General features: G+C 64.6%; 23 protein-coding genes. 14 read left to right on the top strand and 9 right to left on the bottom strand.

The annotated features are described in order from the left end of the window. Position 1: 1 nt before the first annotated feature. Both hydA and L1277_RS07485 read right to left on the bottom strand, forming a co-directional pair. Positions 2 to 1438 carry a dihydropyrimidinase gene (gene hydA / locus L1277_RS07490; protein WP_253375929.1) on the bottom strand — a complete coding sequence of 479 codons (1437 nt, stop codon included), beginning with the start codon at positions 1436 to 1438 and terminating at the stop codon, positions 2 to 4. A 23-nt stretch (positions 1439 to 1461) separates the two neighbouring features. After that, positions 1462 to 2310 (bottom strand): nitrilase-related carbon-nitrogen hydrolase, encoded by an 849-nt coding sequence (locus L1277_RS07485; protein WP_253375726.1) that lies wholly within the window; start codon positions 2308 to 2310, stop codon positions 1462 to 1464. 194 nt (positions 2311 to 2504) lie between these two features. Here L1277_RS07485 and L1277_RS07480 point away from each other — a divergent pair, with 194 nt between their 5' ends. From L1277_RS07480 to L1277_RS07445, 8 genes are all read left to right on the top strand, one after another. Further along, a complete protein-coding gene (locus L1277_RS07480; RefSeq protein WP_253375725.1) occupies positions 2505 to 3839 on the top strand; it encodes a PLP-dependent aminotransferase family protein in 1335 nt (444 codons plus the stop codon). Between the two features lie 53 nt (positions 3840 to 3892). After that, positions 3893 to 4318: a hypothetical protein gene (locus tag L1277_RS07475; RefSeq protein WP_253375724.1), complete on the top strand. Its 426-nt coding sequence runs from the start codon at positions 3893 to 3895 to the stop codon at positions 4316 to 4318. Positions 4319 to 4407: 89 nt separating this feature from the next. Continuing rightward, on the top strand, positions 4408 to 5514 hold the full coding sequence (locus L1277_RS07470; protein WP_253375723.1) for a hypothetical protein: 1107 nt from the start codon (positions 4408 to 4410) through the stop codon (positions 5512 to 5514). Continuing rightward, entirely contained in the window at positions 5511 to 6479 is a 969-nt protein-coding gene (locus L1277_RS07465) for an ABC transporter ATP-binding protein (protein WP_253375722.1), read from the top strand. The genes L1277_RS07470 and L1277_RS07465 overlap by 4 nt, the downstream gene beginning before the upstream one ends. Beyond that, a complete protein-coding gene (locus L1277_RS07460) occupies positions 6466 to 7320 on the top strand; it encodes an ABC transporter permease (protein ID WP_253375721.1) in 855 nt (284 codons plus the stop codon). The genes L1277_RS07465 and L1277_RS07460 overlap by 14 nt, the downstream gene beginning before the upstream one ends. Positions 7321 to 7468: 148 nt before the next feature. Continuing rightward, entirely contained in the window at positions 7469 to 8476 is a 1008-nt protein-coding gene (locus tag L1277_RS07455) for a putative F420-0 ABC transporter substrate-binding protein (protein ID WP_253375720.1), read from the top strand. After that, a complete protein-coding gene (locus L1277_RS07450) occupies positions 8473 to 9561 on the top strand; it encodes a putative F420-0 ABC transporter permease subunit (protein ID WP_374110182.1) in 1089 nt (362 codons plus the stop codon). The genes L1277_RS07455 and L1277_RS07450 overlap by 4 nt, the downstream gene beginning before the upstream one ends. Further along, complete coding sequence (locus L1277_RS07445) at positions 9558 to 10379, top strand: ATP-binding cassette domain-containing protein (RefSeq protein ID WP_308215081.1); 822 nt, start codon at positions 9558 to 9560, stop codon at positions 10377 to 10379. Before L1277_RS07450 ends, L1277_RS07445 begins: the two co-directional genes overlap by 4 nt. Before the next feature lie 126 nt (positions 10380 to 10505). Here L1277_RS07445 and L1277_RS07440 read toward each other — a convergent pair whose 3' ends face one another. Further along, positions 10506 to 11285, bottom strand: coding sequence for a coenzyme F420-0:L-glutamate ligase (locus tag L1277_RS07440; protein ID WP_253375719.1), 780 nt, complete (start codon positions 11283 to 11285; stop codon positions 10506 to 10508). 8 nt (positions 11286 to 11293) lie between these two features. Continuing rightward, positions 11294 to 12295: a TIGR03557 family F420-dependent LLM class oxidoreductase gene (locus tag L1277_RS07435; RefSeq protein WP_253375718.1), complete on the bottom strand. Its 1002-nt coding sequence runs from the start codon at positions 12293 to 12295 to the stop codon at positions 11294 to 11296. Positions 12296 to 12346: 51 nt separating this feature from the next. On the opposite strand from L1277_RS07435, the gene L1277_RS07430 reads away from it, so the two are divergent. The 5 genes from L1277_RS07430 to L1277_RS07410 all read left to right on the top strand — a co-directional run bounded on the left by L1277_RS07430 (position 12347) and on the right by L1277_RS07410 (position 17546). After that, the gene (locus L1277_RS07430) at positions 12347 to 13186 is read left to right on the top strand and encodes an exodeoxyribonuclease III (protein WP_253375717.1); all 840 of its coding nucleotides are present in this window, start codon (positions 12347 to 12349) and stop codon (positions 13184 to 13186) included. 182 nt (positions 13187 to 13368) lie between these two features. After that, the gene (locus L1277_RS07425; protein WP_253375716.1) at positions 13369 to 14154 is read left to right on the top strand and encodes a DeoR/GlpR family DNA-binding transcription regulator; all 786 of its coding nucleotides are present in this window, start codon (positions 13369 to 13371) and stop codon (positions 14152 to 14154) included. After that, positions 14151 to 15149, top strand: a complete 999-nt coding sequence (locus tag L1277_RS07420; protein ID WP_253375715.1) for a 1-phosphofructokinase family hexose kinase — start codon at positions 14151 to 14153, stop codon at positions 15147 to 15149. Before L1277_RS07425 ends, L1277_RS07420 begins: the two co-directional genes overlap by 4 nt. A 46-nt stretch (positions 15150 to 15195) precedes the next feature. Next, complete coding sequence (locus L1277_RS07415) at positions 15196 to 17235, top strand: fructose-specific PTS transporter subunit EIIC (protein WP_253375714.1); 2040 nt, start codon at positions 15196 to 15198, stop codon at positions 17233 to 17235. Between the two features lie 41 nt (positions 17236 to 17276). Beyond that, entirely contained in the window at positions 17277 to 17546 is a 270-nt protein-coding gene (locus L1277_RS07410) for an HPr family phosphocarrier protein (protein ID WP_253375713.1), read from the top strand. Between the two features lie 62 nt (positions 17547 to 17608). Here the strand turns inward: L1277_RS07410 and L1277_RS07405 are convergent, their stop codons facing one another. Further along, positions 17609 to 18349 carry an alpha/beta fold hydrolase gene (locus tag L1277_RS07405; RefSeq protein WP_253375712.1) on the bottom strand — a complete coding sequence of 247 codons (741 nt, stop codon included), beginning with the start codon at positions 18347 to 18349 and terminating at the stop codon, positions 17609 to 17611. A gap of 87 nt (positions 18350 to 18436) precedes the next feature. Between L1277_RS07405 and L1277_RS07400 the strand changes: the two genes are divergently transcribed. Next, positions 18437 to 19135, top strand: coding sequence for a YafY family protein (locus L1277_RS07400; RefSeq protein ID WP_253375711.1), 699 nt, complete (start codon positions 18437 to 18439; stop codon positions 19133 to 19135). A gap of 30 nt (positions 19136 to 19165) precedes the next feature. On the opposite strand, the gene L1277_RS07395 is transcribed toward L1277_RS07400, so the two are convergent. Genes L1277_RS07395 through L1277_RS07380 form a run of 4 tightly spaced genes read right to left on the bottom strand, consistent with a single transcriptional unit; the run spans position 19166 to position 24148 of the window. Beyond that, a complete protein-coding gene (locus L1277_RS07395) occupies positions 19166 to 21187 on the bottom strand; it encodes a hypothetical protein (RefSeq protein WP_253375710.1) in 2022 nt (673 codons plus the stop codon). A gap of 56 nt (positions 21188 to 21243) precedes the next feature. Next, positions 21244 to 22314, bottom strand: a complete 1071-nt coding sequence (locus tag L1277_RS07390) for a glycosidase (protein WP_253375709.1) — start codon at positions 22312 to 22314, stop codon at positions 21244 to 21246. 2 nt (positions 22315 to 22316) lie between these two features. Next, positions 22317 to 23180, bottom strand: a complete 864-nt coding sequence (locus L1277_RS07385; protein ID WP_253375708.1) for a carbohydrate ABC transporter permease — start codon at positions 23178 to 23180, stop codon at positions 22317 to 22319. Then, positions 23180 to 24148, bottom strand: a complete 969-nt coding sequence (locus tag L1277_RS07380) for a carbohydrate ABC transporter permease (protein WP_253375707.1) — start codon at positions 24146 to 24148, stop codon at positions 23180 to 23182. Before L1277_RS07380 ends, L1277_RS07385 begins: the two co-directional genes overlap by 1 nt.

Genomic DNA, 24148 nt, shown 5'->3' with positions numbered 1-24148 from the left:
CTTAGATCAGGTACTGGCTGAGGCCGCGGTGGACGTACTTGCCGTCGCCCTTGGTGCCCAGGTACTGGTTGTCGTCGATGATGACTTTTCCTCGTGAGAGCACGGTGTCGACGTGGCCGTCGATCTCGTAGCCTTCCCAAGCGGAGTAGTCCATGTTCATGTGGTGGGTCTTGCCGACGCCGATCGAGGTGTGGCCGTTGGGGTTGTAAATGACAACGTCCCCGTCTGCGCCGGGCTGCAGCACTCCCTTTTTTCCGTACATGCCGAACATGCGCGCCGGTGTGGTTGAGGTGACTTCGACCCAGCGTTCGAGCGATATTTTTCCGTCAACAACACCCTGATAGAGCAGATCCATGCGGTGCTCGACGCTGCCAATGCCGTTGGGAATCTTGGCGAAGTTGCCGAGCCCCATGTCCTTCTGCCCCTTCATGCAGAACGGGCAATGGTCGGTCGAGACCATCTGGATGTCGTTGGTGCGCAGGCTCTGCCACATGTGGTGCTGGTGGCCCTCATGCTTCGACCGCAGCGGAGTTGAACACACCCATTTGGCTCCTTCGAAGTCGCCCCACTCCTCACTGGACGCTCCGAGCTGGTCTTCCAGCGAGAGATAGAGGTACTGCGGGCAGGTTTCGCCGAACACGTTCTGGCCGTTGTCGCGAGCCATGGCAATCTGTTCGACGGCCTGTTTCGCGCTGACGTGCACGACGTACAGCGGAGCTCCGGTCAGGTTCGCCAGCATGATGGCACGGTGCGTAGCTTCCTCTTCGGCCTGCCAGGGCCGCGTGATGCCGTGGTAATACGGCGCGGTCTTACCGGCTTCGAGCGACTGTTGCACCAGAAGATCGATGACGCTGCCGTTTTCGGCGTGCATCATGATCATTGATCCGTTATCGCTCGCTCGCTGCATCGCCTTGACGATCTGTCCGTCGTCGGAGAGGAACACTCCTTTGTAGGCCATGAACAGCTTGAAGCTCGAGACACCCTCCCTGACGAGTTCGTCCATCGCGGTGAGCGACGAGTCCTGCACGTCGCTCAGAATCTGGTGAAATCCGTAGTCGATGGCGCAGTTGCTTCGAGCTTTCTCGTGCCAGAGCGAGAACTGGTCGAGGACGTTCTCCCCCGCGTACTGCACGACGAAGTCAACGATGCTCGTGGTGCCTCCGTGGGCGGCTGCGCGGGTTCCGGTCTCGAAGGTGTCGCTCGCGAAGGTACCGCCGAACGGCATCTCCATGTGGGTGTGAGCGTCGATTCCACCGGGGATGACGTACTTTCCGCTTGCGTCGATCACCGTGTCGACGTTGTTCTCGACGTCGAAGCCGAGCAGGTTTGAGCCGGGTGCCAATACAGCGGCGATCGTCTCGCCGTCGATGAGCACATCGGCCGGAGCAGAGCCCGTTGAGTTGACGACCGTACCGTTTTTGATGAGGGTCTTCATGATTCCTCCTCGCGTCCGGTATCCGGTTATGGCTTCGGGATCGACGTGTAGGACTCCGGACGACGGTCTCGGTAGAACTGCCAGTCGTCGCGCACCTTTTTGATCATGTCGAGGTCGAGGTCGCGGATGACGATGTCCTCGTGCTCCGAGCTGCCGCGCTCTCCGACGAAGTTGCCCTGCGGGTCAGCGAACTGGCTGGTGCCATAGAAGGTGACGGCGAGGTCGCCGTACTCGTTGTCTTCGGTTCCGACCCGGTTGGGCGCTGCAACGAAGTAGCCGTTGGCGGCCGCGGCCGTTGCCTGCTCGAGGTCCCAGAGGCGGTTGGACAAGCCGGGCTTCGTCGCGTTCGGGTTGAACACGATCTGGGCTCCGTTGAGCCCCAGCTCTCGCCAGCCCTCGGGGAAGTGGCGGTCGTAGCAAATGTAGACACCGACGGGTCCCACCGCGGTGTCGAAGACCGGGTAGCCCATGTTGCCGGGGCGGAAGTAGAACTTCTCGTAGAACTTCTCGAGGTGGGGGATGTGGTGCTTGCGGTACTTGCCGAGGATGGTGCCGTCTGCGTCAACGACGACAGCGGTGTTGTAGTAGACGCCAGGCATGTCTTCCTCGTAGATCGGAAGAACCATCACGAGGCCCAGTTCCTTCGCGAGCTTCGCGAAGCGCTGGACGATCGGCCCGTCGGCCGGCTCGGCGAACTCGTAGTACTTCTTGTCCTCCGTGATTCCGAAATACGGTCCGTAGAACAGCTCCTGGAAGCAGATGATCTGCGCTCCGTCTTTCGCTGCGTCTCGTGCGAACTGTTCGTGTTTCGCGATCATGGATTCTTTGTCGCCGGTCCAGGTCGTCTGGGTGATTGCCGCGCGAACTACAGTCATCTCTAGCCTCCGTGTCGTCATTGAGCGGTAGGTATTACGCCGTTGTCGGTGTCCGTCGAATTGAGGTCAGTTCCTCGGTCCGTTAGACGGTTTTGCTGTTCCGCTCATTTGTTATTATTCGAGTTGAACATTTCTCCATTGTTTCCCTCTGTGACGCGTTCGTAAATACCCAATTCGGGATGAGGCCTCCTCTGATGACTGAGTCGTTCGCAGAACTCATAGACGATCGCTCCCCCCAGGGCATCGCGGCTGCCCTGGCTCGGCTCATCAATTCCGGCCAGCTGGCTCCCGGTGACCGGCTCCCAACGGTGCGAGAACTCGGCGCAGAACTGGCGGTTAGTCCCGCGACGGTGAGTGCAGCGTGGCAAGCCCTGTCGACCGTCGGTCTCATCGTGTCCCGCGGTCGGAGCGGCAGTTTCGTGCGGCAGGCAGCGATGCCTTGGCTCAGCCCGCGTATGCAGCGCATGGCCGGTTACGGCGAGCAAACACGAATCGACCTGTCTCGCGGCACCCCGGATGACGCCCTCTTACCCGCACTCGGACCTGCACTCTCACGCCTGTCCGAACACGCGACGACGTTCAGCTACACCGATGAACCGGTTATCCCCGCCCTCCATGCCGAACTGACGAGAACGTGGCCGTACCGTGCTGACGCCATCACTGTCGTCGACGGGGCCCTCGACGGAATGTCGCGCGCCCTCGAACAGGTCGTGCGCTTCGGCGACCGGGTCATCATCGAAGACCCGACCTTCCCGCCCTTCTTCGATCTCCTCGATTCCCTCGGCGCCGTACGCATCCCGGTTGCCCTTGATGAATTCGGGATGCTTCCTGCCGCGCTCGCGAAAGCCCTCCCGTCATCGCCACGCGCGATCGTGCTGCAACCTCGAGCACACAATCCGACCGGTGCGTCGATGACCGAGGACAGGGCCCGCGAGTTGGCGAAGGTCATCTCCTCCTCCCGGCACGCGAGCGACGCGGTCGTTATCGAGGATGATCACTCGGCAGGCATCAGCACCGAGCCGGATGTCAGCCTCGGCATGTTCCTCCCCACCCAAGTCCTCCACGTCCGCAGTTTTTCGAAGACGCACGGTCCGGATCTCCGTATCGCGGCGCTCGGCGGCCCCGGCGATCTCGTGCACCGCATCGTGTCGCGGCGCATGCTCACCACCGGGTGGACCAGCCGGATGGTTCAGACGATCCTCGCCGAACTGTTGACTGAGAATGCAGCGGTCAACGCGGTCAATGAAGCACGGATGGTGTACTTCTCGCGGCAAAAGGCCCTGGCTACTGCGCTCACCCGCCGTGGCTACTTCGCGACGCTGGCCGATGGGCTCAACACCTGGATTCCGGTGAACGATGAACGAGGTGCGCTGGTTCACCTGTCAGCTGCGGGCATCCGTGTTGCGGGCGGAACGCCGTACCTGTCTTCTCCCGACGCCGGGTCCTTTGTGCGAGTGACCGCGGGTGTGCTGCATGACGAGGTTGATTTCGTGGCGGATGCTTTGGCAAGCGTCGCGCTGACGGGCTGACCGTCGAACGATCAATGATGGCGCCAGGGACCGGCCACCGATAGGTTGTGCTCATGAACCGTGTCTCTCGAGCCTTATCGCTCGGGGCCGCGGGCGCGCTCATCGTCCTGCTGAGCGGGTGCTCGATGGACGCACTCATCTGGGGTGGCGACGGGGCCCGGGTCATCGACACGACCGAGCACCTCATTGAAGCCGTTGCGACGGGTGAGGGTACTGACCTGATGTGTGCGGACGGCGTTGCTGATCTAGGCCACCCCGAGGACTGGGAAGGCCTCTCGGCCGGCGAGCCGGAACGGTTCCACGCTGAGTACTGGCAGGAGCAAGTCGCTGCAGACCCGAGCTGGAACATCAATCTCGAGGGCAGTATCGACGGCCTGACCCCGGGCCAAAACGTGCCGAGTGACGTTTTCCTCCGCGAGACCGAGGGTGGCCTCTGCGTGACCGACGTTGAGTGGGCGACAATTGAGAGCATCGGCTAACAAGCAGGATTCGGTTCTCTATTCAGGTCAAAACCCAGTTCCGCGGCGTATCATGGCGAACCTCTTCGATCCGACAAAGGATGTTGATCGTGTCGCGTAAATCTCTCAAGTGGCTCCCCGCCCTCGCAGTGCCCGCACTGGTCGCGGCCGGAGTCGTGGCCATCCCGCTGTCGGCCGGAGCCGCCGTCGACCTGCCAGACAAAACGGCGAAAGAAGTGCTGCTCCTCGTGTCGGACAGCACCGAGGACACGTTCTCTGGCACGGTCGAGAAGACGGCCGAACTCGGATTGCCCGACATCGACGCCGCCGGAATGGCGCAGTCGATGGGTGGCCCCTCGTCCGGCCTGTCTGCCGAGGACTCCAGCGAGCTCGTCTCTGCGGCACTCGAGCTCTTCAGCGGAACTCACGACGCCAACGTCTACGTCTCCGGCGAGAAGAATGTTCGGGTTCAGGTAAAAGACCAGCTCGCCGAGCGAATAGCGGTCAGCAACGGCAACGATGCCTGGTTCTACGACTCAGAGTCGAACGTTGCCACACACGTCGCCATCCCCGCCGACACGTCGGTCCACGAGAAGGGCGACACTCACACCGGAGAAATGCTCACTCCGCCCCAGCTGGCCGATCGCCTCCTGACCGAGCTCGAACCGACCACCACCATCACCGTGGGCACCGACGCGCGAGTCGCTGGCCGCACCGTTTACGAACTGGTTCTCACCCCCAAGGTGTCTGGCACCCTGGCCGAGTCAGTGTCCATCGCCGTTGACTCCGAGACCGGGCTCCCGCTTCAGGTCACCGTCTCGGCAGCGGGCCAGGATGAGCCCGCGCTTCGCATCGGCTTCACGTCCATCGACCTGTCTGACCCGGCCGCCGACCTCTTCACCTACACGCCCGGGGACGGTGTGACGGTAGAAGAGCAACCCTTCCCGTCGATGCCGCCGAACGGTGAACACAATCCCGGTACGGAGAGCGGCGTCACAACACTCGGCACCGGGTGGGAGACCATCGTGGCTCTTCCCGCCGGAAGCGCTCCAGACGGATTCGCCGACAACCCGCTACTCGATCAACTCACCACCGCGGTGGACGGCGGACGTCTTCTCTCAACGTCGCTCCTCAACGTGCTGCTGACCGACGACGGCCGGGTGTTTGCCGGGTCCGTGACCGTCGATCGGTTGCAGGCCGCGGCGAACACAGAGTGACGGCATCCGCGGCCGCCGACCTCGCAATAGACAGTCGAGGCCTCACCAAGCGGTTCCGCACCCAAACAGCGGTCGACTCCATTGACCTTGCCGTGCCCCGCGGCTCAGTGTTTGGCTTCCTCGGCCCGAACGGGTCAGGAAAGACAACCACCATCCGCATGCTGCTCGGCCTGATCACCCCGTCCGACGGCGAGATCCGGGTACTCGGCGAGCGCATGCCCGACAAACTGCGGAACGTCTTACCCCGCGTCGGCGCACTCGTTGAGGGACCCGCCTTCTACCCGTTTCTCACCGGCCGAGCGAATCTCCACCGCTTCGACACCGCAGATCGTCACGCGTCGCGTCGGACCCGCCCTGAGCGCGTGAACGCGGCACTCGAGCGTGTCGGGCTCACGAACGCGGCATCGAAGAAGGCCGGTGCATACTCGCTCGGCATGAAGCAGCGACTCGGCATCGCGAACGCGCTGCTTTCCCCTCGGGATCTCCTCGTCCTCGACGAACCGACGAACGGCCTCGACCCACAGGGCACGCGTGAAGTCCGCAACCTCGTCCACTCTTTCGCTGCGGAAGGCACCACGGTCTTTGTTTCCAGCCACCTGCTGGCCGAAGTGGAACAGATGTGCACCCACGCCGCGATCATGAGCGCCGGCTCGATTGTCGCGCAGGGCTCACTCGATGAGCTGCGGGGCGCTGGCGAATCACACGTGCGCGTTCAAACACCGGATGCTTCGACAGCCGAAAGCGTACTTGCCCGGTTCGGTCTGCTCCCGGCTCTAACGTCTCCGAACGAGGCCCACCCCGAGGTGAGTGCCCTCCTTCCACCATCGACGGAACTCGATCCTGACCGTCTCTTGCCTGCCCTACTCGAGGCCGGTGTGCGCGTTCGCGGATACGGGATCGAAGAGGCCAGCCTGGAGGAGCGCTTTGTCGCACTCACCGGGGAGGGATTCGATGTCCGTTCCTGACACCACGGTGGCGCGTCGTTCTTCGCCCGGGCTCGACCTCCTCGGCAGCGAGCTGTCCGTACTGTTTTCCCGCCGACGCACCTGGGCCATGCTGGCCGCCGTCGCGCTCATCCCGATCCTCCTGGCGGTCGCAGTTCGACTCACCGCGAGCGAACTGGATCCCGGCGAAGGGCCACCATTCCTTGACCGCGTCACGCAAAACGGTCTGTTCGTGAGCTTCACGGCCACCGTCGTCGCGATCCCCCTGTTTCTTCCCCTCACCATCGGTGTCGTCGCCGGCGACACGATCGCCGGCGAGGCCGGGCTCGGCACCCTGCGCTACCTCCTCGTGTCGCCAGCCGGTCGGTTGAGACTCCTTCTGGTGAAGTTCGCTGGCGCGGCCGCGTTTTGCCTGGCAGCAACACTCACTCTTTTGGTTGTCGGGTCCCTCATCGGCGCACTCCTCTTTCCGGTTGGGCCGGTCACCCTGCTCTCCGGCGAGACCATCGGTGTTGCCGAGTCGGTGTGGCGATCGCTGCTCGTGGCCGCATACGTCACAGTGTCACTGCTCGGGCTGTGCGCGATTGGTCTCTTCATCTCCACACTGACCTCGGTGCCGGTTGGCGCCATGGCAGCGACCGTCCTCCTGTCGGTGGTTTCGCAAATACTCGGAGCCCTGCCGCAGCTCGAGTGGTTGCACCCGTGGCTGTTCACGCAGCACTGGCTCGGTTTCGCGGGACTGCTGAGCCAACCTGCCGACCTCAGCGAGTTCGGCACCAACGCCCTGATGCAGTTGGGTTATATCGCCGTGTTCTTCGCTCTGGCCTACGGCCGCTTCGCCACGAAAGACGTTCTGTCCTGACATGGTTGGGCGGCCGCCAGCCGAGTTGTAGTCTGGAAACAGACCGCCGGTTGGGTATGACCGGTCGAGCTTGCCCGGATTTGGGTGGCTGGTCGAGAGAAGTACGTGGCGTGCTCTCTCACCCCTGCGCATCCGAATCCGAGGTTTCATGACTTCCCCTTTTTCCGTTCCCCGTCTCGCACGGCCCCTGGCCGCGATCGGCGTTGCCGCCTCGCTTTTCGCGGTGTCTGCGTGTGCCAGCCCCGCGGCATCCGTCTCACCGAAAGAATCGGCGACACCAACAGCCGCCAGCTACCCGCTCACCCTCGACAACTGCGGCACCGAGGTGACCATCGAGAAGGCGCCCGAGCGTGTGCTGACGATCAAGTCGACGACCACTGAAATGTTGCTCGCCCTCGGTCTCGAGGATGCGCTCATCGGGCGCGCGTTCCCCGACGGGCCGTTGCCCGAAGACCTCGGTGGTGCTGACGTTCCGGTGATCAGCGACAAGGTGCCGGGCCAGGAGGCCGTGCTCAACCTGGAGCCCGACTTCATCTACGCCGGTTGGGAATCGAACTTCTCGGCCGACGGTGCCGGCGAGCGCGCTGACTTGCAGTCGCTCGGCGTGAACACCTACGTCTCGCCCGCCGCATGCCAGGAACCGGAATACGCCCCGGAATCGCTGAGTTTCGACGACGTCTTCGCCCACATTGGCGAGGTCGGCTCGATCTTCAATGTCACCGATGCGGCGACGGAGCTGGTCGACACCCAGAAGACGCAGCTCAAGGCGATCAAGCCGGTCGAGGATGTGACCGCGCTCTGGTACTCGAGCGGGTCAGACACGCCCTACGTTGGCGCCGGATCCGGCGCGCCGCAGATGATCATGGACGCCGTCGGGCTGACCAACATCGCTGCCGATGTCGACGAGTCCTGGACCTCCTTCAACTGGGAAGCTGTCGTCGACGCTAATCCCGACGTCATCGTCCTGGTCGTCTCCGACTGGGGCAGCGCCGAGAAGAAAATCGGTGTTCTCGAGTCGAACCCGGCCACCGCGAAACTCGATGCCGTCGTGAACAAGCGCTACGTCACCGTTCCCTTCGCCACCGGCGAGGCCGGGGTGCGCAACGTTGAAGCAGCGACGTCGATCTCGACTCAGCTGGAGGCGCTCGGCCTGTGACGACAACAACCGCGATCGACGCACCGGCGGCGGGGCTGACCCCTCCCCGCCGCCGGGCGTTACGCGGGCTGCCGACGGCCGTGTGGGTGATCGCACTCTCGGTTCTCCTGCTCGTGTCGCTCGTTGTCACCGTCACTTTTGGCCCGGCCGACATTCGAGCGACCGAGGTGTGGGGCTCGATTCTCGGCCACCTCGGCTTTTCCCCGACCGCACTCGGCGGCGAAGCCCTCTCGCCCCTGCGCGACGGCATCGTCTGGGAACTGCGGATGCCCCGCGTGCTCACGGCCGCTGCGGTCGGTGCCGGGCTCGCCCTCTCCGGCACGGTGATGCAGGCGCTCACGCGCAACCCGCTCGCCGATCCCTACCTGCTCGGCCTGTCGTCCGGCGCCTCGCTCGGTGCCGTCGCCGTGATCCTGCTCGGACTCGGCGTTGTGCTCCCGGTCGCCGCCTTCGCCGGAGCCATCGCCGCCCTCGTGGCAACGCTCGGGCTGGCCGGGGCGGTCGGTGCCCTCACGCCGACCCGCACCGTGCTGGCCGGCCTCGCCGTCTCGAGTTTTTTCGGAGCGCTCACAAGCCTCATCATCTTCTGGTCAGCCACCGGAGACACCTACCGGGAGATCCTGAGCTGGCTACTCGGCTCGCTGAGCGGCGCGCGCTGGCCTGCCGTCGCGATCGGCATCGGTGCCCTCGTGATTGTCGGCATCCCGCTGATGCTTACCGGCCGCACCCTCGACGCCTTCGCGTTCGGCGACACGGCCGCGTCGGCGCTCGGCATCGGCGTCAACTCGACCCGCTGGATCCTCCTCACCGCGACCGCGCTCCTCACCGGCGCCATGGTCTCGGTCTCCGGATCGATCGGCTTCGTCGGCCTGATCCTCCCGCACGCGGTCCGACTGGTCGCCGGTCAGCGCAACCGAGTCGTTCTTCCTCTCTCCGCCCTTGCCGGCGCCATTTTCCTGGTCTGGATCGACACCGGTGCTCGCACCCTGTTCGACCCGCGCGAACTGCCCGTCGGCATCCTAACGGCGGTCGTCGGCGCCCCAGTCTTCGCGCTTCTGCTTCTCAAGTCCCGGAGGATCTCGTGACCGACGTCACCACAAATTCGACGACGGATGCTGTCGCGAACGTTTCCGCACTGGCCGCCAGTCGCGTTTCCTTCCGGCGCGACGGCAAACTCGTGCTCGATGGAGTCGACGTCACAGTTCCGATCGGCTCGTTCGGGGCGGTGATCGGCCCGAACGGTGCCGGAAAGTCGACGCTCCTGCACCTCCTCGTCGGAACACTGCCCGCCGAGAGCGGCGCTGTGCTGTTCGACGGTTCCGACCTGCTCGGACTCCGCCGACGGGACCGCGCCCGGATTGTCGCCCTCAGCGAGCAACACGGTGACAGCGACACCGGACTCGCCGTGACCGACGTGGTCATGCTTGGCCGCACTCCGCACATCGGCCGCTTCTCCGCCGAGAGCGAGGGCGATCGACGCATCGTGTCGGACGCCCTCGCCGCCGTCGGCATGAGCGCTTTCGCCGACCGCTCGTTCGACACACTCTCGGGAGGTGAACGTCAGCGTGTACACCTCGCCCGCGCCCTGGCCCAACAACCGCGGCTGTTGCTACTCGATGAGCCAACCAACCACCTCGACGTGCGCGCGCAACTCAGCCTGCTCTCACTCGTCCGGGCGCAGACGGCGGCCGGGATTACCGCCATCGCGGCTCTTCACGACCTCAACATTGCCGCGGCGTACGCCGACTCGGTCATTGTGCTGAGCGCTGGGCGCGTCGTCGCTGCTGGCGACGTGGCATCCGTTCTCACGCCAGAATTGATTGGCGACGTCTACGGCGTCCGCGCCGACGTGTTGACGCACCCACGCACCGGGCGGCCGCTCATCGCGTTCGACACCACCTGACTCAGTTCATATGGTTCGTTCATGCAGCGTGACGCCGAAATCAGGAAATAGTCGCCAAATCAGGACATTCCCGGCGAAAGTATCCTGATTTGGGCACTATTTCCTGTTGCGGCGGTGACGAAACGCTCAGCCCGCGGGAGTGGCTCGGGCCACCTTCGCCGCAGCGAGTCCCGCCGCGTATCCGGCCGCATACGCCTCATCACTTCCGAGCCGGAACATGTCGCGCTCGGCGTCGCGCACGAGTGCCCGAGCGCCGGGGCCGTCTTCGTCGGTGACCAAGTGCGCCATGCCGCGGGCGACCGCGACCGGGCGTCCACTTGTCTTGCCTTTGACCAGGTCGCCAGCCGCCGCAAGCTCATCAGCGACGGCGGCAGCGGTCACGGTGAGCAGCCGACCCGAGGCATCGGTCTGTCCGCGAAGGTCATCAATAACGCGGATACCCGCTGCTCCGATGGCGATGTCCGTTTGCCCGTCGCGCCACGGCCGACCCACCGTGTCGGTGACGACAACGCCCACCCGAATGCCAAGTTTGACGAAGAGGTGAGCGCGGAGCTCCCGCGCCGAGCGGTCGGGGTCGACCGGCAACAGCAGGATGGTCCCGTCCGGGGTGTTACTGGCGTCGACTCCTGCGGCGGCCATCACTAGTCCGAGCCGGTTTTCGACGATTCGAGTAATGCCGTTCGGATGCTCGCGCTGCGCAACAACGCGCACCGTCTCATCGGTGATCGCCTGTTCGCGATCGGCGGCGTGACGCATCCGTCCCTCAGCCTTTGACACAATCTTTGAGGTCACGAGGAGGATGTCACCGTCCTCAATGAGCCCGGTCGCCGCCGTCGTGATCACCGCTGCGAGGTCGTCGCCGTCGGTGATCTCACCGATGCCGTCGAGTCCAAATACTGTCAGCACACTGCCACCTATCGGGAGAGTTGGGGAAGAACATCGCGGCCGAAGGTTTCGATCCACTCGCGCTGGTTGCGGCCAACGTTGTGCAAGTAAATCCGATCGAAACCGAGGTCGACGTAGGACTGAATGTGCCGCCGGTGCACGTCGGGGTCTGCGGAGATGACCATCCGACCCTCGAAGTCCTCCGGTCGGACCATGCGCGCCATCTGCTCAAATTCGAACGGCGAGCGGATGTCGGACTTCGGGAACCGCATGCCGCCGTTGGGCCACTCCACCACCGCATTGCGGCGGGCTTCCTCGTCGGTCGACGCCCAGGACAGGTGAAGTTGCAACACCTTGGTCATCGTGGACGGGTCGCGACCGATCGAGCGCGCGCCCTCATCGAACCGTGACAGCAGCATGCCTATTTTTTCACGCGGCGCTTCGACCGTGATGAGCCCGTCGACCGTCTTGCCGGCACGCTTGGCCGTAACGGGGCCGGATGTTGCAACGAGGATTTCCGGCGCAACCGCGGGCATTGTCCACAGTCGCGTGGATTCGAGCTTGTAGAACGGTCCCGAGTGCTTGACGTCTCGACCGGCCAGCGACGCGGCGAAGAGCTTCTTGATGATGTCGACCGCCTCAAACATGCGGCTAATGCGCTCGTGCGCTTCGGGCCAATATGCGCCGACAATATGCTCGTTGAGCGCTTCTCCGGAGCCGAGCCCGAGCCAATGCCGGCCGGGGTACATGGCACCGAGCGTTGCCGAGGCCTGCGCCACCATGGCCGGGTGCCAGCGGAACGTGGGCGCAGTGACGCCGGGTCCGAAATTGCCGGTGGTGCGCTCGCCCAGCGCAGCCAGCACACTCCAGACAAACGATGACTCGCCCTGTTGCGGCACCCATGGTTGGAAGTGGTCGGCAGCCATCACTCCATCGAACCCGTGCTGCTCGGCGAGCGCGCTGAGCGCGACAGCCTCCTGCGGGGCGAACTGCGAGAGCATCGCCGAATAGCCGACGGAGAGGGAAGCCATTACCCCATCTTGGCGCACGGAAGCGTCGTCGGTCTCGGCTAGCGTTGAATCATGCGAATCGCCACCTGGAACGTCAACTCCATTCGAGCCCGTGTCACCCGCACCGTTGACTGGATGGCGCGTGAAGACGTCGACGTGCTGGCCATGCAGGAGATCAAGTGTCGTCCAGACCAGTTTCCGCTCGAACAATTCGAGGCCGCGGGTTATGAGGTCGCCATCCACGGTCTCAACCAGTGGAATGGTGTCGCGATCGCGAGCAGGCTTCCGATTGAGGATGTCACGACCGCCTTTGCGGAGATGCCCGGCTTCCTGAAAGGCGTAGAAGGACCTGACCTGCCGAAAGAGGCGCGCGCACTGGGCGCGACGATCAACGGTGTCCGGCTGTGGAGCCTGTACGTTCCCAACGGCCGCTCGCTCGATGACCCGCACTACGTGTACAAGCTCGACTGGCTGACCAAGCTCAAGGAAGACATGGGCGGCTGGCTTTCGGCGAACCCCGGTGTTCCGCTCGCGCTCATGGGCGACTTCAACGTCGCTCCGCTCGATTCCGATATGGGCGATCCCAACCTCGTTCCGGGCCTCTCGACCCACATCTCCCCGCCCGAACGCGCCGCCATCGCCGCCTTCGGCGACATCGGGCTCACCGATGTTGTGCGGCCGCTCGTTCCGGAGGGATTCACCTACTGGGATTACAAACAGCTCAAGTTCCCGCGCAACGAAGGCATGCGCATCGACTTCATCTTCGGCTCGCCCGACTTCGCTGACCTCGTCACTGGTGCCTCCATTCACCGGAACGAGCGGAAAGGCGAAGCACCGAGCGACCACGTTCCCGTCATGGTTGAGCTGGACCTGCCCACCGAAGACGACGACGATCGGCCCATGATTTTCTAGGCCAAGGCCGATTCACCCTCTAATCCCCGCACCCATTCCGATCGGATGTGGAGATTTCTGGCTTTTTCTGCGGTTAATCTTGCATTCCCACAGAATCGGGCATAAAGTCACTGAAACAAAGATTCGCCGAAGGATCGTCCAGCGAATTCCGGTTCAGAGAAGTCCGAGGAGTCAGCGTCGACATGTATGCCATCGAACGCCACGAGCGCATCGCCGAACTGTTGCAGGCCAGTGGCCGCGTCACCGTCGCTGGATTGTCCGACTCCCTGTCGGTCACGGCCGAAACCGTTCGCCGCGACCTCGACGTCCTCGAACGCCAGGGCGCTCTCCGCCGGGTGCACGGCGGAGCCGTCGCCGCAGGCAAAACGAGCGTTGTAGAGTCCACGGTCGCCGACCGATCCGGCGAGGCCCGCGAGGCCAAAATGGCGATCGCTAGAGCCGCGTTCGACCTCATCGGCGATGACTTCCGCGGTTCGCTGTTGCTTGACGCAGGCACCACAACCGGGGCATTGGCTGAGCTCCTGGCCGACTGGCGCGGCAAGGGCTCATCGAATATCACGGTCATCACGAACTCGGTGCCCATCGCTGCGCTCCTTCACCACAACCCTGCGATCGACCTGCACCTTCTCGGGGGAAGCGTTCGCGGAGTCACGAGCGCAGCGGTCGGCGGTAGCACGATCGAGCAACTCGCCCACCTGCGCCCTGACGTTGCCTTCCTCGGCGCGAACGGCATCTCTGCCGATTTCGGCCTGAGTACCCCCGAAGAGCGTGAAGCCTCGGTGAAATCCGCCATGGTCCGCGCCGCTCGACGCACGGTCGCTCTCGTCGACTCGTCCAAGCTCGGCGACGAAGCGCTCTACCGGTTCGCCGAGCTGCGCGAACTCGACACGCTGATCTCAAACAGTGACCCGGTCGGCACTCTCTCGGCGGCGCTCGACTCCGACGAGGTGGAGGTGATCGTCGCGTGATTGTCACGGTCACCCTCAACCCGTCCTTCGACCGCACCATCGACCTCGACGCTCCGCTCGAGCGTGGATCGGTGCAACGCGCGGCGCGTGCTATCCAGGAACCCGGCGGCAAGGGCGTCAACGTCTCTCGCGCTCTGCACACCGCCGGCGTCGCCACCCTCGCGATGCTTCCGGGCGCGTCCGCTGACCCCATGGTCCTCGCCCTCCTGGCCGACGGTATCCCGGCCGAGACGGTTCCGGTTACCGCGCCCATCCGCTCCAACACCACCATCACGGAACCAGATGGCACCACCACGAAGCTCAACGAGCCCGGTGCGCCCGTTACCGAGACGACGGCTGCTGCATTGATGACCCTCATTGTGTCGAGATCTGCGGATGCCACGTGGCTGGTTCTCGCAGGATCGCTGCCTCCCGGTCTGCCCAGCGACTTCTACGCCCACATCGTGCACGAGGTACGGAACGACGCTGCGCTCCGCGGCGTTCCCGCCCCCCGCGTCGCCGTCGACAGCTCGGGCGAGCCGCTCGCCGCCCTCCTCGCATCGGACGAACGGGTCGACCTCATCAAGCCCAACGCCGAGGAGCTCTTCGACCTGGCGTCGTCGCTTGGCATTGCGGTTCCGGATGTCGACCCGGAGCTGCTCGGCTCCGACGACGCGAGCGTAGTCGAGATCGCGGACCAGGTGTTGCAGCACGGTCTCGGCGCGGCCCTCATCACCCTCGGATCCCGTGGGGCCGTGCTTGCCACCGACAGCGACGTTGTCCGCGCCGCCGCCCCCCGCATTGTGGCCCGCAGCACCGTTGGCGCCGGTGACTGCTCCCTCGCCGGTTTCCTCCTGGCCTCCGAGCGTGGCGACGACGCGGCTGGGTGTCTCGCCCAGGCCATCGCGCACGGCGCTGCGGCCGCTTCTCTTCCCGGCTCGAAGGTTCCCACCCTCGAGCAAGCGGACTCCGGCGCCATCGCCGTCAGCCGCTCCCCCCGCGTTCTCGCCGAGTAACGCGCCCCTCACGTCCCCCACGCACGACAACGAAGGAGTTTCGTTCATGTCTTCCCTCATCACCCCCGAGCTGGTCCTCCTCGACCAGAATCTCGGAACCGACCGCGCAGCGGTCATCCGCACTCTTGCGACCCTCGTCGTCGAGAACGGCCGCGCCACGAGCGTCGACGCCCTGTTCGCCGACGCGTGGGACCGCGAGTCGAAGACCGACACCGGGATCCCGGGCGGCCTGGCCATCCCGCACTGCCGCTCCGAAGCGGTCACCGTGCCGACCCTCGTCATGGCTCGCCCGAACCCGGGCGTCGACTTCGGCTCTGACGACGGCCCGGCCGACCTCATCTTCTTCATCGCTGCGCCGGCGGGAGCAGACCAGGCTCACCTCACGCTGCTGTCCACGCTGGCGCGTTCGCTCATCCGTGAGGACTTCACTGACGCGCTGCGCAGCGCGCCGACCCCGCAGGCCGTCGTTGACCTCGTCGACGAGGCACTGGCGCCGACGAAGCCTGCAGAACCGGCGGCCGCTTCGGCGGCTGGCGCCGGAGCATCCGCTTCATCAAGCGAACCGGCACCCGTGCTCGTTGCGATCACCGCGTGCCCGACCGGCATCGCACACACCTACATGGCGGCCGACTCGCTGGTCGCCGCAGCGAAGCGCGCCGGGGTTGAGCTGCATGTAGAGACACAGGGATCATCGAGCGTCACCCCGCTCGACCCGGCAATCATCGCGCGGGCGTCTGCCGTGATCTTCGCGGTCGACGTCGACGTTCGCGACAAGGGCCGTTTCGCTGGCATGCCGCTCGTGCAGTCTCCGGTGAAACGCGGAATCGACGAGCCCGACAAAATGATTGCCGAGGCCCTCGCGGCTCCCACCGACCCGAACGCTCGCCGCGTCTCGGGAAGTAGTGCGGAATCCGCCGCCTCCTCCGACGACGCCCGATCCGAGCACATCGGCCAGAAGCTCAAGCGCTACCTGCTCACCGGTGTGAGCTACATGATCCCGTTCGTTGCGGGAGGCGGTCTACTGATCGCGCTCGGCTTCCTGCTTGCCGGTTACCAGATCACCGACAACGCCAAGGACATCGTCCTCGGCAACAGCCTGGCCAACCTGCCCGACGGCGGCCTGGGCCAATACCTCGGCGCCGTCGCGTACATCATCGGTAGCGCGTCGATGGGTTTCCTTGTACCCGCGCTGGCCGGCTACATCGCCTACGCCATCGCTGACCGGCCCGGTATCGCCGTCGGTTTCACTGCCGGCGCCGTGGCTCTTGTTATGAATGCTGGGTTCCTCGGTGGACTTGTCGGTGGTCTGCTCGCCGGATTCATCGCCTGGGCGATCGGTCGCCTGACCGTTCCACGCTGGTTGCGTGGCCTGATGCCCGTCGTGATCATCCCACTCGTCGGATCGATCTTCGCCTCCGGACTCATGATCGTGCTGCTCGGCGGACCGATCGCCGCCCTGATGACGGGACTCAGCACCTGGCTGTCGTCGCTTACCGGAGCATCCGCTGTACTTCTTGGACTCATCCTCGGCACGATGATGGCCATCGACCTGGGCGGACCGGTCAACAAGGTGGCGTACGCCTTCGCCGTGGCCGGGCTCAGCGCCGGGTCCTTCGACAACCAGGCCCCGTGGGCGATCATGGCCGCGGTGATGGCGGCCGGAATGGTTCCGCCGCTGGCCCTCGCCCTCGCCACCCTCGTCGACCGCAAACTGTTCAGCGCTGCAGAGCGCGAGAACGGGAAGGCAGCCTGGCTGCTCGGCGCGGCATTCATCTCCGAAGGCGCCATCCCGTTCGCGGCGGCTGACCCGCTCCGGGTCATTCCAGCGGGCATCGTCGGAAGCGCAGTCACCGGTGCGATCGTGATGGGCACAGGTGTCACCTCGCAAGCTCCCCACGGCGGCATCTTCGTGTTCTTCGCCATCGGTAACGTGCTCATGTTCATCCTGGCGATCGTCGTCGGCACGATCATCTCGGCCGCCATCGTGGTGCTGCTGAAGCGCTTCGTTCGGCGTCGCCCGGTTGCTGATGACACATCAGTGACGGATGCCACCCCCATAGAAACAGGCGTCCCCGCGACGGTCTAACTCGTTTTCTCCACCGTCCCCACGACTCAGTAAGGAATCTCATGTCAGAACGCACCGCCGTCATCGCCAGCCGCGTTGGCCTTCACGCCCGACCCGCGTCACTCTTCATCGACGCTGTGAAGCGCCAGCCCGTCAAGGTCACCATCGCGAAGGGCGACAGCGGTCCGCTGAACGCCGCCAGCATCCTCTCGATCATGAGCCTCGGCGCATCGAATGGCGAGACAGTGACGCTCGCCGCCGACGGCGACGGAGCCGACGAGGCGCTCGCCGAGCTGGTTGCCCTGCTCGAAACGGACCTTGACGCCGAGTAGTCGTCATGAAAGAGGCCGGTCGCACCCACGTGCGACCGGCCTCGCTTGTTGGTGAGTGCAGTTCAGCGGGGCAGCGTCGCCGCTGACTGAATGGCCGTGGCGAGGTCGCGGGGACGGCTCCACATCGGCCAATGGCCCGTCGGGAGATCAATGACATCGAGGTGCTCGATCTTCACGACTTCGGCGAACATAGCGTGTCCCGCGCGGGCAAGCTCCAGCATCTGTGCGCTCGGAATCGAGCAGCACACCAGGGTTGTCCGGACCTCATGCCGGGCGTCGTTCGTAAGCTCAATACGCTGACGAAGCACGGGGCCGGGCTCAGGAACGGCCCGGGTTTGGAAACGTTCGAGGACCTCTGCGCTTAGGCCGTCCAAGCTCGCCCGCTGCGCGAGGACGTCCAGGGGCGGCAAGGGAACCTCCTTCACTTCCTCCGGGAGGTCTGGGGCGAAGACGCTTCCCGTCGCAACGGGGCCGGAGTCGACCCACACCACCCGATGAACGAGCTCAGGGTGCCGGTCAAGGACAATGCTGACGGGGAAGTTCGCACCGCTGTGAGCGACGATGATCGCCGGCTGATCTTCGGAGACCGAGAGGTGGGCGAAAACGTCCAAGATCGCTCCGACTTGATCGTCGAGAGTTCTCGCCGCACGCTCAGGATCATCCCCATCGAGGCCGGGCAGCGTCATCGCCAGCGCACGCGAGTGGTCGGTTTCGAGGTGCTCGAGGACGTCATCCCATGCCCATGCGCCCAGCCAGTGGCCGGCGATAAGGATGATGGCCGGATGAGTTGTCGTAGTTGTCATATCTCTACATTGGGGTGCCTTCCGGGCAGGTGTATGTCACTATTTCTGTCATGAATTCACATCAGGCTGAGCAGTGAAACGAGAGCAGTGAAACGAACTGAGAGACTCCACGCCCTGTCCGAGATGTTGCGTCGTAACGGATCACGGGGTTGTTCCGCCGACCGTCTGGCGAAGGAGTTCGGCGTATCCGTCCGCACGGTCAAGAGAGACCTCGCTGCGCTCGAGAACAGCGGTGCGCCCGTATGGTCGCGCCCGGGACCGGGCGGTGGCTACGGGTTAGCGATCGGCGCATCATTCCCGCCGGTCAGCCTGTCCCCCGCGCAGGCCGTTGCACTCATGGCGGCCGTGTCGGCTGCACCCGATGCGCCATACGCCGATCTAGCAGCAGCCGGCGTCCAAAAGATACTGGACGTGCTCGATCCCAGAACTCGAGCACGAGCCGCCGAGCTGGCCGGCCGAGTCTGGGTCAACGCGGCTCCCCCCTCTTCGCGCACCATCAGATCGGCACTAGAGGCGGCGATGGTCGAGCAACGAGTAGTCCGCATCCGCTATACAACGCCAGACGGGGCCACGACCACCCGCGATGTCGAACCCGTTCTGTTCGCCTCGACAAACGGCACCTGGTATCTCGTTGGGTGGTGCAGACTGCGCACCGCAATGCGATGGTTCACGGTGTCGCGGATCGAACGAGCCAGCGTAACAACGACGCCGTGCACCGGCCACACCATTGAGGAGGTTGGAGAACCCCCGGCAAACGCCAGACCTGTGCACGGCCAGGCCACGTGAGTTACTCCATCGATCGTCCGGTGTGTACAGTTAGCCCTTGATGACGAGGGCGAAGCCGCCCGGCTTCAGCGTGATCTGAGCGGCCCCGCTGATGGTGTGTTCCGCGACCACAACGCCACGCGAGTCATAGCTCGTCAGCGTTCCGGCTCCGCCCGCCGCGTTCACCGCGACTCGCTGGGACACGGCGCTGGCCGAGTGAACGAGTTCAGTGCTCATGGCCGGGCCACCGTAGGTGAGGCGTGAGAAGAGCGGCCGAACGAGCAACGCGTCCACCTTCACCGGACCGGAGATCGCGGTCACCGCGACGCTCGTGCCTTTCGTCGGCACAGCAATCGGCAGCGTCTGCGGCAGCAGCGCACCGGGAACCGCGGTCACTCCCTGCGTCCCCACACTGTGCGTGAGCACGCCGAGCGGCACGTATCCACTGCGCCACAGCGAGCTCGCCTTCCCGCTCTGCGCCGAGAAGATTATGGGTGAGACGAGTCGTTGCGACGTCGCGGGTGGCAGGGCGAACGTTGCCGAGCGGCCCTTGGCGAGTTGCAGGTATCCGGTGCCCGAATACTGCGACTCACCGGTCCAGCGTTCCGAGTCCGGAAGCGTAACCACCTTTCCGCTCGTTGAGGTAGCCGTCTCCGCCTCAACTACCCTCGCGCCATCCCGCGACACCACGGTGGTCAGTCCCAGCGTCCGAGCGCGCAGCTCCGGGTTCGCGTCCAGCGCGAGCATCGACAACTGTCCGTGAATCGTCGACTCAGCCCCACTGTTCCGGTTCACGGTGCCGTCGGCAGCCACACCGTCGAAGGTCACTCCGGTGGCCGGGTCATAGACCGGCACGCTCGACGCATTTGTGCCGAAGTACCAACTGCCGACGAGGGAGGCCAGCCCCAACAGCCCGGGCGTGTTCCCGGCTGCAGCAACGGCAATAAGCGACTGCAGTCGCGAGTCGACGCCGTAAGCGATCTGGGTTCGGTCGACCGGTGCCGGGTTCCAGCCGTTATCCGGGCCTCCCGCCGTTAATAGAATCGGATCGAACACCGCCGAGTCCTTGAGCGCCGGCTCCAACAACGCCGGATTCCCCAGAACAACGGATGCTTCCGCGAGCGCAGCAGGCATCTGCGAGCCCCACGCGTGCCAGACCGATCGCGATTCAGCCCACGGCAACACGGCGCCATACGGCCAGTTTCGGGCGTCACCCGATGCCATCGCGGCGATACCTTCAGCCAGTTTCGTCGTCGCCGCACGCACACCGGTGTCGGACGGAGCCGCCTCGAGGTACGCCGACAGCCCGAGCACCGCTTCGGCACTGGCGTCCGCGCCGTTGGTGATGAGCCACGCCGGAAGCTGCACGCCATCGACCGTCAGGTACTGGCCGTATCGAGTCAAAGTCTGCCGATCGAGGGCGGCAACGCCCAACCGCAACCGGTCCTGAAGGAAACCGGCGAACTCGGGATCAACGTCACGGAACGCGGCATAGCCCTCGCCGAATGCCCAGAGCGAGCGCGCCAGCCAGTAACTCTCGCCCGAATCCGAGGGGTCGGGCAGCTCGACCGGGTCTGCGCTGGGGGTGAGCGTGCCGTCCGCCTGCATCCACAGCACCACATTGCCGGCGTTCGGGCCGGTCAGCGTTTGCAGGTACGCGGTTGACCGCAGCAAATCGTACGCCTGCTGCCTCGAAGCCTTATCTCCGAATTGCGTCCAGTGCCGCAGGTACACCACCGCCGTGCGCGCCACATCGTCCGCGTTGAACGCACCCTGGCCCCAGTACCCGGTAGCCGGGTCGAGCGTTCCGCCACCGATCCGCTCAAACGTCCCGCCATCGCGCGCATCCGCGTAGGTCCACGGCATCACAAGTTGCGGTTCTTCCGCCAGGCGCCAGGTGTCGTGTTCCGGCGTCGCCGTTGGTGCCACGTCGTCCAGCAGGAAGTTGAGTTGATCGAGGTTACTCAGCGGCGCAGTTTCGGCGACGGCTGGTGCGGACATGCCAAGCCCGGCAGCCACAAAAACGGCGCTCGCGACGACGGACAGAACCCGCTTCGCCACAGAACTCGCCATGATCCGAACTCCCCACGCCGTTGTCAGTTGAGGCTCTCACCTCGGTCGGATGGGGGTCAGCTTACGCTCTCCAGCCGCGCGACGCCGATCTTTGAGTCAGCCATCCCGTAGAACACGAAATGCACGCCGTCGATATTCTCGATCGCTGTCGGAAAGACAACGTTCGGCACGATGCCCGAGCGCTCATCCTCGGTCTCGGCGGCAAGCAGCGGTTCCTCGGTTCGAGCGAGGACCGTCCACGGTTCGTTCGCATCGAGAATCATGCCGCCCGCTGCATAGTTGACGTTTTGCTGCTGATCGAAGGCGCGTGCCAGCTTCCCGGTCACGCCGTGGTGCAGCAGCAGCCACCCCTCCGGCACACGGAGCGGCGGCGGCCCACCGCCAATCTTGAGCGCCTCGAAGGCGAACTGTGGCGTGGCAAGCAGTCGATGCCCTCTCCAATGCGTCAGGGAACGGATGTCACGCGCGACGTCGTCTACGTGCACGAAGCTGATCCAGATGGATTGCCGCTCGTCCTCAATGCCCGCCGGCACGCGAATTCCCTGCCCCATTTTCACTTCATCGAGATCCCACATCGGCCGGTGCAACACGGCAAAGCTCGGCACACCGTCTGGCCCGGAAACCGCTTCGGGGAAGAACACCGTGTCCTTGTTGTGGAACAGGTTGAGGTCCATGTCGAGCGCGTCGTCGTACTCGAAGTGCACCGGTCCCAATCGGGTCCAGTCCCGCAGGTCCACAGACGTGGCCAGAGCCGTGCGCGGTCCGAGCGGCCCGTACGCGACGTAGGTCATGACGTGCAGGCCAAGTTCCGCGATCCAGGTGATGCGTGGGTCCTCGACCCCGGCATTGCCGACGCCGCGTTCCCAGCCCCGGTCGGGCGCCAACACGACGCCCTCACGCTCAACCGAGATGGGAACACCGTCCTCCACCACAACCCGGGCGAGCCCGACGCGCGAGACGTTCCCCTTCTCGACGAGCCGCGGCAGCAGATACAGCTCGCCGTCGGGTCCTCGACCTGAGCCCGGGTTGAGCACCCCTTCGGCTTCGAGCTCGTTCCCGGGTTCCGGGGTCATCACCACTCCCACGCGGGCCAACGTGTACGGAAATGGACGAGACTGCGCTGACATGGTCATCCTTTCACTCCGGACCCGATGTCCGTTGAGATGAAGTACTGCTGGAAGAACAGGAAGAGAACGACAACCGGAGCTGCGAGCACGCATGCGCCCGCGAGGATTGCCCCGAAGGGGTTTGCCGTCGACGAGGCCACGTTGGAGATGAAGTTGGCCAGCGACACGGCGAGCGGCTGCAGGCTCGCGTCCTTAGTAATGAGGAAAGGCCAGAGGAACTCGTTCCAGGGCCCGATGAACGCGAGAAGAACCACGGTGACCAGTGCCGGGCGGACGAGCGGGATCGCCACCCGCCACAGCAACCCGAGCTCACCGGCGCCATCGATTCGGGCGGCGTCGAACATTTCCTTGGGTACCTGCAGGAAGTACTGGCGGAAGATGATCACCGCGGTTGAGTTGATGGCGAACGGCAGGATCATCCCGAGGTGGGTATCACCGAGCCCGTAATCCCTGGCGATCATGACATACAGCGGGATCATGAGGAGCTGGAACGGCACCACCTGCACAAGAAGTGCGAGTGCAAAGGTCGCGCCTCGCCCTCGCCACTCCAGCACGGCGAGCGCGTAACCGACCAAAAGGCCGAAGACCGTGGTGCCGATGAGCACTCCGGCCGTGAAGATACCGGAGTTCACCAGGCCCGTGAACAAGTTGATGCGCTCGTTGATGTTCACGTAGTTTTCGCCCGTGATGTTCGCCGGGTTGGGAAACAAGCCGGCCAGAGAGGTATCTGGAGAGGTCTGCAGCGACCCGATCACCATGTAGTAGAACGGGAACAGAAACACGAGTGCTCCGATGCCCAACACCGTTCCGCGAAGAATGGCCTGTCCGCGGCTGATCTGGCCCGGGAGGCGTTGCGTAGCGGCCATTATTTCTCCTCCCTTCCGCCGACGAATCGGTTCTGCAACAGCGCAATAACCAGCACAAGAATCACCAGGACAACGCCGATCGCGGCTGCGTACCCGGGCTTCCCCTGTTGGATACCCTGCTGGTACATGATGAGAACGGGCGAGGCCGATGCCCCATTGGGGCCGCCGCCACCGGTCAGCAGGTACGGTTCCGTGAACAGGTTCGCGCCCGTGATCGTCGATATCAGCAAGACGAGCACGGTGGCCGGCCGAACTCCGGGGACCGTGACCGAGAAAAACGAGCGCACAGCTCCGGCACCATCGGTCGATGCCGACTCGTACAGTTCGTTCGGCACGTTCTGCAGCGCCGCCAGGTAGAGCAGGATGTAAAACCCGAGCTGCTTCCACGTCACGAACAGTGCGATGGTGGGCATGGCCCACGCCGGGTTGATCAACCACGCCGGGTCGGGCGCCAGCGGTCCGAGAAGCGTCGAGACTAAACCGCCCCCGTTGAAGAGAAACAGCCACACCCCGACGACCGCGACGCTCGCCGTGACGTACGGCACATAAAACGCCACCCGGAGGAAGCTGCGGAAGTGGACCACCCGGTTAAGCGCCGTGGCCAGGACGAGCGACAACACGACGGTGAGCGGCACGTTGATGATCAGGAAGATCCCGACGTTGAGGAAGCTGCGCAATACCCGCGGGTCGGTCAAAGCGGTGACGTAGTTATCGATACCCGTGAAGGGTCGATCTACGACGGCGCCGGGCGCCGCGAAGAAGTAGTCGTGGAGCGACATGTAAACCGCGAAGACCAGCGGGTAGGCGAAGACGACACCGACGAAGATCAGGTACGGAGCGCTGAACAGGACACCGAGCGGGTGCTTTCCGAAGAGTCGCTGAATTCCGGGGCGCTTGCCTGGGCGGGGTGGTGTCGTCCCGCGGGGGTTGCGTACCCCCGCGGGACGACCGAGCGTTTCACTCGACAT

Origin of the sequence: Okibacterium sp. HSC-33S16 (assembly GCF_024171565.1) — a bacterium.
In the GTDB taxonomy this organism is placed as follows: Bacteria; Actinomycetota; Actinomycetes; order Actinomycetales; family Microbacteriaceae; genus Mycetocola_A.
This window is presented reverse-complemented; position numbering and strand designations above follow the sequence as displayed.